The organism is Kluyvera georgiana ATCC 51603 (assembly GCF_001654985.1).
Lineage (GTDB): Bacteria > Pseudomonadota > Gammaproteobacteria > Enterobacterales > Enterobacteriaceae > Kluyvera > Kluyvera georgiana.
In genome coordinates this window covers 189,274-203,386 of record NZ_LXEU01000049.1, presented here as the reverse complement: position 1 = coordinate 203,386, position 14,113 = coordinate 189,274, and the positions used below count along the sequence as shown (strand labels likewise).

Annotated in this window: 11 protein-coding genes and 1 pseudogene; 5 read left to right on the top strand and 7 right to left on the bottom strand. The window is 55.2% G+C overall.

Annotation, left to right across the window (positions count from 1 at the left end):
- Positions 1-24 precede the first annotated feature (24 nt).
- Positions 25-765 carry a substrate-binding domain-containing protein gene (locus tag M989_RS12775; RefSeq protein ID WP_064545832.1) on the top strand — a complete coding sequence of 247 codons (741 nt, stop codon included), beginning with the start codon at positions 25-27 and terminating at the stop codon, positions 763-765.
- Here M989_RS12775 and M989_RS12770 read toward each other — a convergent pair.
- The 4 genes from M989_RS12770 to M989_RS12755 all read right to left on the bottom strand — a co-directional run bounded on the left by M989_RS12770 (position 701) and on the right by M989_RS12755 (position 3,854).
- A complete protein-coding gene (locus tag M989_RS12770; protein ID WP_064545830.1) occupies positions 701-1,498 on the bottom strand; it encodes an ABC transporter ATP-binding protein in 798 nt (265 codons plus the stop codon). The genes M989_RS12775 and M989_RS12770 overlap by 65 nt on opposite strands.
- Positions 1,495-2,502 carry a FecCD family ABC transporter permease gene (locus tag M989_RS12765; RefSeq protein WP_064545828.1) on the bottom strand — a complete coding sequence of 336 codons (1,008 nt, stop codon included), beginning with the start codon at positions 2,500-2,502 and terminating at the stop codon, positions 1,495-1,497. The genes M989_RS12770 and M989_RS12765 overlap by 4 nt, the downstream gene beginning before the upstream one ends.
- A complete protein-coding gene (locus tag M989_RS12760; RefSeq protein WP_064545827.1) occupies positions 2,489-3,556 on the bottom strand; it encodes an ABC transporter substrate-binding protein in 1,068 nt (355 codons plus the stop codon). The genes M989_RS12765 and M989_RS12760 overlap by 14 nt, the downstream gene beginning before the upstream one ends.
- Before the next feature lie 190 nt (positions 3,557-3,746).
- Positions 3,747-3,854: a type I toxin-antitoxin system toxin Ldr family protein gene (locus M989_RS12755; RefSeq protein WP_064545823.1), complete on the bottom strand. Its 108-nt coding sequence runs from the start codon at positions 3,852-3,854 to the stop codon at positions 3,747-3,749.
- A 344-nt stretch (positions 3,855-4,198) separates the two neighbouring features.
- Here M989_RS12755 and M989_RS12750 point away from each other — a divergent pair.
- Positions 4,199-4,772, top strand: a pseudogene (locus M989_RS12750) (alpha/beta hydrolase); the annotation flags it as partial.
- A gap of 23 nt (positions 4,773-4,795) precedes the next feature.
- Here the strand turns inward: M989_RS12750 and M989_RS12745 are convergent.
- Positions 4,796-6,496 (bottom strand): penicillin-binding transpeptidase domain-containing protein, encoded by a 1,701-nt coding sequence (locus M989_RS12745; RefSeq protein WP_420811703.1) that lies wholly within the window; start codon positions 6,494-6,496, stop codon positions 4,796-4,798.
- 503 nt (positions 6,497-6,999) lie between these two features.
- On the opposite strand from M989_RS12745, the gene M989_RS12740 reads away from it, so the two are divergent.
- The 3 genes from M989_RS12740 to M989_RS12730 are packed head-to-tail and all read left to right on the top strand — an operon-like array spanning position 7,000 to position 8,760.
- Positions 7,000-8,145: a transglutaminase-like domain-containing protein gene (locus M989_RS12740; protein ID WP_064545819.1), complete on the top strand. Its 1,146-nt coding sequence runs from the start codon at positions 7,000-7,002 to the stop codon at positions 8,143-8,145.
- On the top strand, positions 8,123-8,479 hold the full coding sequence (locus M989_RS12735) for a hypothetical protein (protein ID WP_157093548.1): 357 nt from the start codon (positions 8,123-8,125) through the stop codon (positions 8,477-8,479). Before M989_RS12740 ends, M989_RS12735 begins: the two co-directional genes overlap by 23 nt.
- Positions 8,476-8,760 carry a heavy-metal-associated domain-containing protein gene (locus M989_RS12730; protein WP_064545815.1) on the top strand — a complete coding sequence of 95 codons (285 nt, stop codon included), beginning with the start codon at positions 8,476-8,478 and terminating at the stop codon, positions 8,758-8,760. The genes M989_RS12735 and M989_RS12730 overlap by 4 nt, the downstream gene beginning before the upstream one ends.
- 40 nt (positions 8,761-8,800) lie before the next feature.
- Here the strand turns inward: M989_RS12730 and ompC are convergent, their stop codons facing one another.
- Entirely contained in the window at positions 8,801-9,934 is a 1,134-nt protein-coding gene (gene ompC / locus M989_RS12725) for a porin OmpC (protein ID WP_064545813.1), read from the bottom strand.
- 355 nt (positions 9,935-10,289) lie between these two features.
- A complete protein-coding gene (gene nifJ / locus M989_RS12720; protein ID WP_064545811.1) occupies positions 10,290-13,817 on the bottom strand; it encodes a pyruvate:ferredoxin (flavodoxin) oxidoreductase in 3,528 nt (1,175 codons plus the stop codon).
- Positions 13,818-14,113: the final 296 nt, after the last annotated feature.

Sequence of the window (14,113 nt, the reverse complement as noted above, 5' to 3'; positions counted from 1 at the left end):
TTTTCGGGCTATAATCTTGCGCTTATGCACTCCACATTGACACTGATGGCGGCGGGAAGTCTTCGCCGCGCATTTATCCCCCTCCAGGCGGCGTTTACCGCCCGGACCGGTTTCCCGGTATCGCTGGTTTTTGGTCCGGCGGGTCTCCTGCGTGAACGGATTGAAAATGGCGCGCGGTGCTCGCTGTTTGCCTCGGCGAACCGTCAGCATCCGCAGACGCTTTGTGATGCGGGGCGCGCCCGCGGTCTCCATCTGTTTGCCCGTAACACGCTGATGTTGACCGTTCGAAATATGCCGCAGACGATGGGCAAAACGTGGCTGGAGCTGCTGGCGGATACAACGCTGCGCTTAGGCACCTCCGCACCGCAATGCGATCCTTCTGGTGATTATACGTGGCAGCTGTTTGAGCGGATTGAACATAGCCATCCAGGATTGGGTAACGCGCTAAAGCAGCGTGCGATGCCGCTGGTTGGCGGGAAAAATTCGCTCACGTTACCGAATGGCGTTATCGCCAGCCGATGGCTTATTGATGAAGGGCACGCCGATCTGTTTATCGGCTATGCGCACTACGCGGCGGCGCTGGCGAATCAGGCGGAAGTACGCTGCGTGACGATTCCTGCGCCGTGGAACATCTGCTGTGAATACTACCTGACGCTGCTCGATGAGCGTGACGCCGCGCATCGGTTCTGCCAGTTTATCCTCAGTGAAGAGGGGCAGCGCTGTTTGCGCGACGCCGGGTTGATGTTGCCGGGCGACGAATGCTAAAGAGCGGCGTTACCACCGGAGACGGATAACCCTCAAGTTCGAGTCGACGGACCTGCACGCCGTAAGCCCGCTGGAGATTCGCTTCCAGCACTACCTCCGACGTTGGCCCGGCCAACCACTGGTTGCCCGGCATCAGCAGCAGCGTTTGGCTGGCGACCTGTAGCGCATGAGTGGGATCGTGCGTGGTAAACATCACCGTGCGCGACTGCGTGTGAGACAGATCGCTAATCAACTGCAATACTGTTTGCTGATTGCCCAGATCCAGCGCTGAACAGGGTTCATCCAACAGGATATTCTGATTGGCGCCGACCAGCGCGCGGGCGATCATCACCAGTTGCTGTTGGCCGCCGGAGAGGGCGCTGAATAGCGTCTCGGCCAGGTCAGCGATGTTTAGCTGGGCCAGCGCATCAAGTACCTGACGCTCATCTGCTTTCTGCGGCTGGGCGAAAAGGGCGATATGCCGCGCACGACCCATCAACACCACCTCTTTTACCCGCCAGCCGAAGGCCGGACGGAATGACTGCGGCACGATGCCCACTCCGCCGGAGGCCTTCACGCTGCCCGCAAGCGCGGGTAAAACGCCGGTAATGGTATCGAGCAAAGTGCTTTTACCGCGCCCATTGGCGCCGAGAATCGCCCATATTTCTCCGGGCTGGCAGTGCAGGCTCAGCGGCGTAAACAGCGGGGACTGATGGCCATATTCCAGTTGGGATAGCGTTAGCGTCGGCGTCATTTCAGCATCCTTTTGCGGCTAGCCCGAACCAGCATCACGGCAAATAACGGCGCGCCAACCAGCGCGGTAATAATACCAATCGGAATCTCGGCGGCGGTCAGCGTGCGCGCCAGATCATCGACCACAATCATAAAACAGGCCCCCATCCAGAAGGCACAGGGGAGCAAACGGCGATGGTCGGCACCGCAGAGCATCCGCGCCAGATGTGGGATCACCAGCCCCACCCACGCAATACTGCCGCTGACCGCCACCTGCGCGGCAACCAGCAGTGCGCAGCAGAGCAGTACGCCGCGGCGTAGCGCGGTCACGCTGACGCCCAGCGCTTGTGCGTCTTTGTCGTCCAGCGACAGCAGGTTGATACGCCAACGCAGCCGGTACAGCACCAGCGAAGCGGCGACCACCGGTAGGGCCAGGAGCAGTACTTTGTGCCAGTTAGCGGTCGCGAAGCTCCCCAGCAGCCAGAAGACGATGTTGGGGAGCACTTCTTCCGTATCCGACAGGTACTGCATCAGGCTGACCAGCGCGGCGAAGAAACCGCTGAGCACGATCCCCGCGAGAATCAGTACCAGCGTGTTCTCCCGGCCCTGAAGCGCGGCGAGCAGATACACCAGCGTCAGCGCCAGTAGGCCGAAGAAGAAAGTGGTGCTCATCATCAGCGGCATACTCAGCCCGAGCAGAATGGCCAGCGTCCCGCCAAACGCGGAGCCGGAGGTGACGCCGATAATGTGCGGATCCACCAGCGGGTTCTGGAATACCCCCTGTAAGGTGGCACCGCACAGGCCAAGCGCGCCGCCTGCCAGCAGGGCGAGCAAAATGCGCGGCAAGCGAACTTCCCAGACAATCTGATGGGCGATCGCTAACGTATTGTGCGGCTGCGCAAACTGAGTCAGCACCTGGCCTATCGACAGTTTGTATTGACCCAGGCAGAGAGAAGACACCGCCACGGCCAGGGTGAGCAGCACCAGACCACCCTGTACCTTGACGGCGTGACTACTGCTGTGCATTTGGCCGCCAGTCGGTACGATAAAAACGTTGGTAGTAATCCTGGGCCTGCGCGTCGACATCAATGTCCTGGTAGCGTTCCGGGTAGAGTTTTTTCGCCATCCACAGTTCGCCTATAGCCAATGCTTCCGGCATAGGATAGCCCCAGGCTTTCGCGTATTCCGGCATCAGCCACACGCGATGATTTTTCACCGCGTCAATGCTCTGCCATTGCGGATCGTTGACGATCTGTTTGACCACCTCGGGATAACGGTCCTGCACGAAAATCACCTGCGGATTCCACTGCAATACCTGTTCCAGCGAAACCTGACGCGCGCCTTTTACCGTGGCGGCGGCGACGTTCATCGCCCCAGCATGTTGCATCATCAGGCCGGTGTATTTACCGGAACCGTAGGTGTTCAGGTCTGGATTGGCCATATAGACGCGCACTTTTTCCGTCTGCGGAATCTCTGCGACTGGCGCGTTAAATTTCGCGCGCGCGGAAAAAGTGTAGTCAATCAATACATCGGCTTGCGCCTGGCGGTTCACCACGTCACCAATTAGACGAATACCTTGCTTGAGCCCGTTGTTGTAAGCCTGTTCCTCATTGGCCATCGAAGGGTTCATTTTGTTTTTCTCTCCCGCCGCGTCCTGGCGCAGAGAGATAGCCACCACCGGGATCCCGGCGTTGGTTATCTGCTGCATCATCGCCGCCGGCGCGTAGTTGGCGACAAACACCACCTGCGGATGCAGCGCCAGCAGGCTTTCCATATTCACCTGGGTCAGATCGCCGGGCATCGGCAGTTTGGCAATACCGGGCATAAAGCGCGCGAATTCTGGGCCGAGCTGTTTTTTCCAACTGCTTAATACGCCGACGATGTCGTCGGCGGCGTTGAGCTGCACGAGCAGGTTGAGCGTCTGGTGCTGGAGCACCACCACGCGATTCACGGTATCAGGCAGGGTGACCTGGCGGCCAAGCTGGTCGGTGATGGTACGGTCAGCCAGTGCGGGAGTCGCTGCCGCCAGGCTGGCACAAGCCAGCGTCAAGCTCAGGAGTAAACGTTGTAATGTAGACATGCATTGCTCATCGAGGAGGGAAATAATCGATGTATATTTGATTATATAACGATGAAAAATGCAAATCCTGTGAGCGGAATACCCCGAATAGCTTATGAGAAAATACTCAGCAACGAAAAGAGCCGCAAGGTTTCCCCTGCGGCCAGGTTCGGGCGCATGTTGCCATTCAGGCAGCCTGACGCCCGGGCGCTTACTTCCGCTTGCGCCACCAGTTAAGGAGCAGACCGGTGAGCACGCCGACCATGACCGGAGCGGCCAGATCGTGCCAGAACATAAGTACCCACTGCATCAGTGTCATAGAGCCATCCTGATTGCAATGGCAATGGTTAGCGGCTATTCTTGAATTGCTTGGGTTCAAGACCAGCCCCCGTTATGTTGCCAGATGATATCGAACAACGTGCGGGGGTTTTCTCTTTCCAGCAACAGATGCCGCCGGGGATCAAACCCCCGCAACGCTGCGCCTCTCCCACAACGTGGGATTACAGCGATCCTATAGCAGCGCCTGGAACCCATGCAATGCAGATGCTGTGTAAATATACAGTGCGATGCATTTTTCAGAATTTAGCCCGACGACCTTCATTTTTCCCTCTTATTTATCTGCTTAACTGAAAGCACTTTTCGCGTCAGGGTGACACTATGCGGTATATACTCAGCTACCGCCTGCCGGGAGAAAGCTGGCACGACGGCTCTCGCGTTGCTTTACAGGATGCCCAGCGGGCGTTGCGCATCATCCGCCAGCGGGAGAAGCGGGTGAACGTGCTGGGTTTTTCCGCCGGAGGGCATTTGTTGGGAATGGCGGTAACGCGCGCTGACGAGCGCAGCTATACGCCGCTTGATGCGCTGGACAGCCTACCGGCGCGAGCCGATGGCGCGGCGCTGATTTATCCCAATCGTGACGCTGGAGAAACCTTACAGCCACAGTGCAACGCATCGGGTATTGGTGGGTAAGAATGCGACGCAGGCGCAGGATGCCGCCTGGTCAGTACAACATTACGTGACGCCCACAACTCCACCGATGTTTCTGGTCCAGGCGGAAGATGATTCGGTGTCCGATCCGCACCACACCTTAATTTTACAGACGGCCTGCCTTCGTGCAGGCGTATCGGTAGAAATGCATCGTTATCCTTCCGGGGGACATGGCTTTGGGATGGGCAGGGCAGGAACCCAAACTCTCACATGGCCTGAGCAGTATGAAAAATGGCTGCGGGAACGATAAACACCGCAGCCAAATTTGGGGGCCTACTGTATCAGCGCGTCCGGCGCGATATTCATATTCTTCAATACCGGCCCCATGATGTTGCCGAAAATCGGCGCGGCGACTGAACCGCCGAAGTGGGTACCGGCAGTGGGGTTGTTAACGACCACGACCAGTGCGACCTCCGGGTGGCTAACCGGCGCGACGCCTGCTGTGTAGTTCACATATCCGCCGTCATACTTGCCGCTATCGCCCAGTTTTTCAGCGGTCCCCGTTTTGGTCGCCAGTCGATACCCCGGCACCGCCGCCCGCACGCCGCTGCCGCCGGGAAGCACGTCGCTTTCCATCATATGTACCACGGTTTTGACGATCGACGGATCGGCCACCTGCTGGCCCATTACCGGCGGGGTCACTTTGGTGATCGACAGCGGACGATAGACCCCAAACGACCCCAGGGTGGCGTATTCGCGGGCTATCTGTAGCGGCGTGACGCGTAATCCGTAGCCGAAGGAGAAGGTCGCGCGTTCAATATCGGCCCACTGCCGACGGTGCAGCGGAAAATAGCCTACGCTTTCCCCGCTAAGCCCCAGCCCGGTGGGTTTGCCAAGACCGAACGCCTGATAGGTATCAACCAGCGCCTGTGCCGGCATCGCCAACGCAATATGAGAAACGCCGATATCGCTCGATTTTTGCAGAATACCGGTTGGCGTCAGCTGTGGCCAATGGCCCACGTCGCGAATCAGGTGGCCATTGACGCGATAGGGGGTGGTATCCAGCAAAGTATTTGGCTGAATAATGTTTCTCTCCAGCCCCTCGATAATCACCAACGGCTTGACCGTAGAACCCGGTTCGAAGCTGTCGTTAATCGCCACATCACGCATTTGCGTTTGTGTTGCGTTGTCGAAATTGTTGGGGTTGTACGAGGGGTAAGAGGCCATGGCCAGAATCTCACCGGTATCAATTTTGACCAGTACGGCTGCGCCTGAGTCCGCTTTATTCAGCAGCACGCCGTCGCGCAGTTTGCTATACAGCGTATATTGGTCAAATTTATCAATACTGAGCTGAACGGTTGGCGGCTGTTTCGGCGCGTCATAATCAAGAACGTTAATAATACCGCCATTGGCATCTTTACGATAAATTTCCTTGCCCGGCTCGCCCTGTAAAATAGAATCGTAGCCACGTTCTACGCCGTTCAGGCCATTATTATCTGCCCCCACAATACCGATTAAAGGCGCCGCTGCTTCCCCCATTGGGTAGAAACGACTGTCGTCATACACTTCACTGATACCTTTTATATGCAGATCGGCGATATCTTTCGCAATCCCAAGCTCAACTTTGCGTCCCAGGAATAGAAAGTGACGGTGGGCATTCTGATAAATCTTGCTCGCAATTTGATCGACAGGGGTATTCAACGCCGAGGCGAGATATTGCCATTTCGCATCGTGGAAATTTGGGCTGGCCTCAACAATTTTTACCGGATCGACCACGACGTCGCGGGATGGAACGCTCATGGCGAGCGCCTCGCCATCGCGGTCGACTAATGTGCCACGGTTTGTCGGCAGCACCACGGTTCTCAGGGATCGTTGATCGGCCTCTTTTGCCAGCATTGGATGATTTAAAAACTGCAGGTCGGCAACCCTGATCAATAAAACGCCAAGGCAGCCAAGGATACCCAGACAGATTATTGTGTAACGAGACGTAATAAATGAGTCTTTATTTTGTTTTTCTGTTGATTTTCTTTTCATTTGTAACATAAAACCACATGAAATTTTATTTTTTATAATCAATTGCCCATTGGTCGTGATTTTTCAATGGCCGCATTAATGCAATATAAATACCCATTTACAGGCGAGTTCGCGAAACAGTTTACAGCTAACGTCATTGATAACAAGCCATTAAGTTAACATATTATTTCACACTCACAGACTTATTAGCGCGAGGTATGTTTGGTCAGTTAATGGGGAAATCGCCAACATTACCGACAAATATCCGCTGGAAAGAGCATGATTTACCCCGGAAACTATAATGACATCTGGTCTGGAAGAACGAGGTTATCAGAATAATCCGCAGTCCACCGTTTTTATCATTGTTATAACATAACGCTTGCTGTAGGTTGCCATATTTTGAGCGCGTAGGATTTTATGGCCTCTTATTCATTGTGGTGATGAATACATGGTCGCATAATAGCGGCCAACCTCCGCAGGTGCGGGGTTAAGCGCCAGCTTTTTCTGGTGATGAAGGATACACAATGCAAAGGCGTAACTTCCTCAAAGGTGCCGCTGCCCTCTCGACGCTGGGGCTGGTCAGCCCGGTTTTTGCGAAAACAGAAACGCAGGATCAACCTGCCGTCTCATCTTCCGGCAAATACCGCCGCTTCATTATGACTCAAACCTATAGCCTGAAGGCTCCGGAAGGCTCTTCCGGGAAGGTGAATTTGTGGATCCCCATACCGGAAGATACCGCCTTCCAGCAGCTGCTAAATCTCTCCTTCAGCGGCAACTACCAAACCGCCACACTGAATGCCAATAACCGCTACGGCGCAAAAGTGCTGTACGTGACCTGGCCGGCCTCAAGCGGCCCGCTGGATATTAAAGTGGAGATGGACATTGAAACACGCGACTGGGAAGTGCTGAAAGACAACCGTCTGGCCGACTGGCAACTGCCGAGCGAAGGTGCGGTGATCCCCGATGAGATTAAACCTTTCCTGCAGGCGACGGCGCATATTCCGGTTGATGGGCTGGTGAAAGAGACCGCACTTAACATTATCGGCAACGAAAAAGCGCCGCTGAAGCAGGCGCGTCTGATTCACGACTGGGTCAGCACCCATATGCATCGTGATGACGCGGTGATTGGCTGCGGTACGGGCGATGTCGGGGAGATCCTGAAAACCGGCAAACTCGGCGGTAAATGTACCGACATTAACTCGGTGTTTGTCGCACTGTGCCGTGCGGTCGGCATTCCGGCACGTGAAATGTTTGGCATCCGTTTAGGCGCGAGCCGCAAGCTTAATCAATACTCCACGAAAGCATTTGGCAGCGCCGACGATAAAGGCGTGGCCAAAATCAGCGGCGGTCAACACTGCCGCGCGATGTTCTGGTTAGCCGGTTTCGGCTGGATGCCGGCAGACCCGGCAGACGTGACCAAAATGCGTCTGACAGAGAAAAAAGAGAATGGCGACCCGGCGGTCACCGCGGTGAACGATTATCTGTTTGGTAACTGGGAAATGAACTGGGTGGGATTCAACCATGCGCGTGATTTCGCACTGTCGCCAGCCGCGGAGCAGGGTGACGTGAATAACCTGGGCTATCCGTATGCGGAAGTCGATGGCGATCCGCTGAATTTCTACGACCCCGCTGCTTTTAGCTACGACTATGTCAGCGTCGAACAGCATTAAGGGCGGAGTGTTAACGTTGCTCGCGGCGATCGTGGCCGCGGGCGCGTCAACGCTGTGCTGTATTGGGCCGCTGCTGTATCTGGTGTTTGGGGTTTCAGCCGCCGGGCTGGTGGGCATTCCGGGGGCTTCCTGGCTGCAAATACCGATGATTATTGTCGCCGTGGGGCTGATGGCGCGCGGATTCTGGCGTCTGCATCTGTCGTCGAAACCGGTATGCGTTAACGTCGTAAGCCGTCGGGTGCTGGTGTGGTTGTATTGGCTGGCGGTGCCGTTAGTGCTGGCCTTGATTACCTATCCTTATGTATTACCCTGGATCTGGGAGTGGATGGAATGAAAAAAGCCGTGTGTCTGGCGTTACTGATGTTTACGCCACTGGGCTGGGCGGCCGATAAATTGGTCACCATTGATGTCGGCGAAATGAACTGCCCGCTGTGCGTGATTTCCATTAACCAGGCGCTGCGCAGCACCGATGGCGTCATTAAGGCGAAAGCTTCGCTGAAAACGCGTCAGGCGGAAGTGGTGGTGCCGGAGAATTTTGATAATCAGCGGTTATTAGCGGCGATTGCCAAAACCGGATTTAAAGGGGAAATCCACGGCGAAAGCGTGGTGCAGTGAATAAAGAAAACCCGCCGGGAACGGCGGGTTTTTTATCGCATTAGAACTGGTAAACCAGGCCCATTGCCACGATGTTGTCGGTAGAGATACCGTTGTTCGCGTAGAAGCTATCGTTACCGTCCAGCAGGTTGATTTTATAATCAACGTAGGTGGACATATTTTTGTTGAAGTAGTAAGTCGCGCCAATATCCATATATTTGACCAGATCTTTATCACCCTGGTACGCAGTATCATGTTTAGTAGCACCCAAATCCTTACCTTTAGACTGCAGGTAAGAAATTGCTGGGCGCAGGCCGAAATCAAACTGGTACTGTGCGGTAACTTCAAAGTTCTGCGTTTTATTCGCAACACCATTGCTGTCGCCGTACGGAGTCATATTGCGGGTTTCAGAATACATTGATGCCAGATAAATATTGTTAGCATCATATTTCAGACCCACGGTCCAGGCGTCAGCTTTATCACCGCCAGCGGTGGTATTGTTGATCTGATCGTTTGTACGATCTGAGGTTGCATATGCCGCAGAAGCGCTGACACCCATACCCAAGTCGTAAGAGGTGGACATGCCAAAGCCGTCGCCATTGGCGTTACGAGTATTACGGTCACCGTTATTGGTACCTTCACCGCTGCCTGGGTTTTCATTTTTACCCTGGTACTGCAGAGCAAAGTTCAGGCCGTCAACCAGACCGAAGAAGTCATTGTTACGGTAGGTAGCTACACCGTTCGCACGGCCAGTCATAAAGTTGTCAGAGTAGGTGTAGGAGTCACCACCAAATTCTGGCAGCATATCTGTCCAACCTTCTACGTCGTACAGTACACCGTAGTTACGACCGTAGTCGAATGAACCGTAGTCACCGAATTTCAGGCCGGCAAAGCCCAGACGTGTCCACGCCTGATTTGCGTCGCTATCCGTAGATTCCGGATTGTTCGCCTGAACGTTATATTCCCACTGGCCGTAGCCGGTGAGCATATCGTTAATCTGAGTTTCGCCTTTGAAACCAAAACGGACGTAGCTCTGATCGCCGTCTTTAGAGGAATCGCTGGAGAAATAATGCAGACCATCTACCTTGCCATAGATGTCTAATTTGTTGCCGTCTTTATTATAAACTTCTGCGGCATGAGCTGCGCCTGCGGCTAACAGGGCAGGAATAACGAGGGCCAGTACTTTTCTGTTCATTGAATATATTCCTTTAGTATTTTTTATACGCGCACTTTCTGACTAAGAAAGCACAGTCATGCTAATAGAGACGAATCTGATATGGTAAATAACATTTGTTACAGCATGAGTAAAATCTAAAGGATATAATTCTGCTGAAATGATGATAATTATCGTGAATGATTTGCCCGGATATATATAAAATAAAAATTATACAAATAAAAAGCGCTGACGTAAGCTACGGCCGTTATATGCCTTTTTGTCACACAACGTATTTATGTTGCCGTGTGTCTTTAATATTCTTCGTCATCTTAAAATGACAAGCCCGAATTGATATTCGGGCTTTTTTTATGGTTTGAGAATGACCTTAATTCGGTTATTCCTGCGGCGTCGGTTTTTCCGCCTTGCCGGCCATCATGGCGAGGAAGTCGTAGCGTTTTTGCAGATCCTCTGCCGCATCCTTCCATAGCTGTTCGGCGACTTCCGGCTGCTGGCTGTTCAAACGGCGGAAACGCTGTTCGTTCATTAACGTCTCGGCCAGCGCGTCTGACGGCGGACGGGAATCCAGCGCCAGCGGGATTTTACCTTCGTCGGCGCGACGTGGGTCGAAGCGGAACAGCGGCCAGAAGCCGGTAGCGGTAAGCTGGCGCATCTGATCGTGGCTGAGCGCCAGATCGTAACCGTGCTCTTCGCAAGGGCTGTAGGCGATGATAATCGACGGTCCCGGATAGGACTCCGCTTCCTGAATCGCTTTCACCGTCTGGTTAAGCTGTGCGCCCAGCGAGATCTGCGCGACGTAGACATGACCGTACATCATCATGCTGACGCCGAGATCTTTTCTCGCTTTACGTTTGCCGTGCTCGCCAAACTTGGTCACCGCGCCGAGCGGCGTCGCTTTCGAAGCCTGACCGCCGGTGTTGGAGTAGCACTGGGTATCAAGCACCAGGATATTGACGTTCTCGGTCAGGCTCATCACATGATCCAGACCGCCGAAGCCGATATCGTAGGCCCAGCCGTCGCCGCCAATCAGCCAGATAGACTTCTCGACCAGCGCGTCGGCGTCGGTGAGTAGCTCTTGTGCACCTTCCACGCCGTTCAGCACGCTGCGCAAGGCGGCCACCTGTTCACGACGTACTTCCGGCGTGGCATCAGCGTGCAGCGCCTCGTTCAATTCGGCCGGGATCTGCTCGGCGAAGCCGTCCAGCAGACGCATCACGCGCTGGCGGTGCTGATCGACCGTTAAACGGAAGCCCAAACCAAACTCGGCGTTATCTTCAAACAGCGAGTTAGCCCACGCTGGCCCGCGGCCGTTCGCGTCGGTGGTATATGGCGTAGAGGGCAGGTTACCGCCGTAAATAGATGAACAGCCGGTGGCGTTGGCAATCAGCATACGGTCACCGTACAGCTGGGTCAGCAGCTTGATATACGGCGTTTCACCGCAGCCAGAACAGGCGCCGGAGTACTCAAACAGCGGAGTGATCAACTGCGAAGTACGGATATCAATGCGTTCCAGTGCGGTGCGATCGATTTCCGGCAGGTTGAGGAAGAAGTCATAGTTCACTTTCTCTTCTTCAACGTGCTCCAGACGCGACATCATATTGATGGCTTTGATCTCGGGGTTCTGGCGATCTTTCGCCGGGCAAACCTCAACGCACAGGTTGCAGCCGGTACAGTCTTCCGGCGCGACCTGCAGCACATATTTCTGACCGCGCATATCGCGCGATTTCACGTCCAGCGAATGCAGAGATGCCGGGGCGTTCTCCATCGCGTCCGGCGCAACCACTTTGGCACGAATGGCGGAGTGCGGGCAGGCGGCAACGCAGTGGTTACACTGGGTACAGAGATCTTCTTTCCAGATAGGGATCTCTTCGGCGATATTGCGTTTTTCCCAGCGGGTGGTGCCCACGGGCCAGGTACCGTCTGGCGGCAGGGCGGATACCGGCAGGGCATCGCCGAGGCCCGCCAGCATGGCGGCAGTGACGGTTTTGACGAAGTTCGGCGCGGCGTCGGAGACGACCGGCGGGCGGTTTGGACTGCTGGCGCTCACCGGCTGTAGCGGCACTTCGAACAGCGACTCTCGGGCCAGCGCCAGCGCCTGCCAGTTACGCTCAACCAGATCCTGACCTTTGCTGCTGTAGCTTTTCGCGATGGCGTTTTGCAGCTCCATCAGCGCGCTATCGCCCGGCAGAATTTGCGTCAGGTGGAAGAACGCCATCTGCATCACGGTATTAATACGCGCCGCCAGTCCGCATTCGCGGGCAATTTTGGCAGCGTTGATCACATAAAAACGCGCGTGTTTCTGGTTCAACACTGCCTGTACTTCCTGCGGCAGGCGCGCCCACACTTCATCGGCGCTGTACGGCGTATTAAGCAGGAAAATACCGCCGGGCTTCAGGCGCTCGGCCATCTGGTATTTATCAATAAACTGTAGCTGATGGCAGCCGACAAAGTCGGCCTGCGCGACCAGATAAGCAGAGCGAATTGGATTATCGCTCACGCGCAGGTGAGAGACCGTCAGGCCCCCGGCCTTTTTAGAGTCGTAGACGAAGTAACCCTGGGCAAACCACGGCGTAGAGTTACCGATAATTTTGATGTTGTTTTTGGTCGCCGAGACGCTGCCGTCGCTGCCTAATCCGTAGAACAGCGCCTCCAGGCGTGCGTGAGATGGCAGGGTGTTTTCCATCTGCGGCAGGGAGAGGTGAGTGACATCATCATAAATGCCGACGGTGAAGCGCGACTTTGGCTTCGCCTGCGACAGCTCGTGGAAAATAGAAAGCACGCAGTCCGGGCCGAACTCTTTTGACGACAGGCCATAGCGGCCGCCAATCACCCGCGGCAGGGTTTCACGCTCACCCTGGTTGAAGGCTTCCGCCAGCGCGGTCATCACGTCAAGATAGAGCGGCTCGGCCTGGGCGCCCGGCTCTTTGGTACGATCAAGCACCGCGACGCTGCGCACGCTTTCCGGCAGCGCCTGCAATAAATGTTTTGCCGAGAACGGACGATAGAGGCGAACTTTCAGCACGCCAACTTTTTCGCCGCGCGTCAGCAGTTCATCCACCACTTCTTCACAGGTGCCGATCGCCGACCCCATAATGACGATAACGCGTTCCGCCTGCGGGTGGCCGTAATATTCAAACGGCTTATAGCTGCGGCCGGTGGCATCGGCGAAATCATTCATCGCCTGTTCAACATGATCGTAGACCGCGTTGTACCACGGGTTGGTGGCTTCACGAGACTGGAAGTAAGTATCCGGGTTTGCGGAGGTACCGCGAATAATCGGATGTTCCGGGTTCAGGGCGCGGGCGCGGTGGGCGGCGATGTCCTCCTGCGGCAGCAGGCCGCGGATCGTATCGTCGGCCAGCGGCACGATTTTGTTAATCTCATGCGACGTGCGGAACCCGTCGAAGAAGTGAATAAACGGCACGCGGCTCTTGAGCGTCGCAATATGCGAGATCAGCGCAAAGTCCTGCGCTTCCTGCACGCTACCGGCGCACAGCATGGCGCAGCCGGTCTGGCGCACCGCCATGACGTCGGAATGGTCGCCAAAAATAGACAGCGCATGGGTCGCGACGGTGCGCGCCGCGACGTGCAGCACAAAGGGCGTCAATTGCCCGGCCAGTTTATACAGCGTGGGGATCATCAGCAGGAGACCCTGCGATGAGGTGAATGATGTCGACAGTGCGCCGGTCTGCAAGGCCCCGTGCACGGCAGCAATGGCCCCGGCTTCGGACTGCATCTCTACCACGCGCGGGACGTCACCCCAAACGTTTTTAAGCCCGTTTCCCGCCCACGCGTCGGCCTGCTCAGCCATGGTTGAACTCGGCGTGATCGGGTAAATGGCGATGACTTCACTGGTACGAAACGCAACCGAGGCGACTGCACCATTACCGTCAATTGTGATCATTGATATGACACCTTACATTGCGCAAAAAAGAGGTTCACGGGTTTACCCATCAACCGGGAATTTGTCCTTAATTGACACATCGCTCTTAGGGATGATGTTAAGTGAAGTTTAGCAAACCCGGCGCTGAATCATTTTTGCTTTTGTGTCCTTGGGCCGCGTCTGTATCAATGATACGAATGTTTTTAGCCACAAAATTGCGAGAAAATTTTTCCAGAGCGCATAAATGCGCACTTCGTCTCTCGACGCAGCGGCCAGCGCTGCCTATGATGCTTAGGTTTGTTCTTATTTTTGCGATA

Excerpts from the sequence above, each read along its gene's own strand:
- M989_RS12775 (WP_064545832.1), top strand. The coding sequence starts at position 25 with ATGCACTCCACATTGACACTGATGGCGGCGGGAAGTCTTCGCCGCGCA.
- M989_RS12770 (WP_064545830.1), bottom strand. The coding sequence starts at position 1,498 with ATGACGCCGACGCTAACGCTATCCCAACTGGAATATGGCCATCAGTCC.
- M989_RS12765 (WP_064545828.1), bottom strand. The coding sequence starts at position 2,502 with ATGCACAGCAGTAGTCACGCCGTCAAGGTACAGGGTGGTCTGGTGCTG.
- M989_RS12760 (WP_064545827.1), bottom strand. The coding sequence starts at position 3,556 with ATGTCTACATTACAACGTTTACTCCTGAGCTTGACGCTGGCTTGTGCC.
- M989_RS12755 (WP_064545823.1), bottom strand. The coding sequence starts at position 3,854 with ATGACACTGATGCAGTGGGTACTTATGTTCTGGCACGATCTGGCCGCT.
- M989_RS12745 (WP_420811703.1), bottom strand. The coding sequence starts at position 6,496 with ATGAAAAGAAAATCAACAGAAAAACAAAATAAAGACTCATTTATTACG.
- M989_RS12740 (WP_064545819.1), top strand. The coding sequence starts at position 7,000 with ATGCAAAGGCGTAACTTCCTCAAAGGTGCCGCTGCCCTCTCGACGCTG.
- M989_RS12735 (WP_157093548.1), top strand. The coding sequence starts at position 8,123 with ATGTCAGCGTCGAACAGCATTAAGGGCGGAGTGTTAACGTTGCTCGCG.
- M989_RS12730 (WP_064545815.1), top strand. The coding sequence starts at position 8,476 with ATGAAAAAAGCCGTGTGTCTGGCGTTACTGATGTTTACGCCACTGGGC.
- ompC (WP_064545813.1), bottom strand. The coding sequence starts at position 9,934 with ATGAACAGAAAAGTACTGGCCCTCGTTATTCCTGCCCTGTTAGCCGCA.
- nifJ (WP_064545811.1), bottom strand. The coding sequence starts at position 13,817 with ATGATCACAATTGACGGTAATGGTGCAGTCGCCTCGGTTGCGTTTCGT.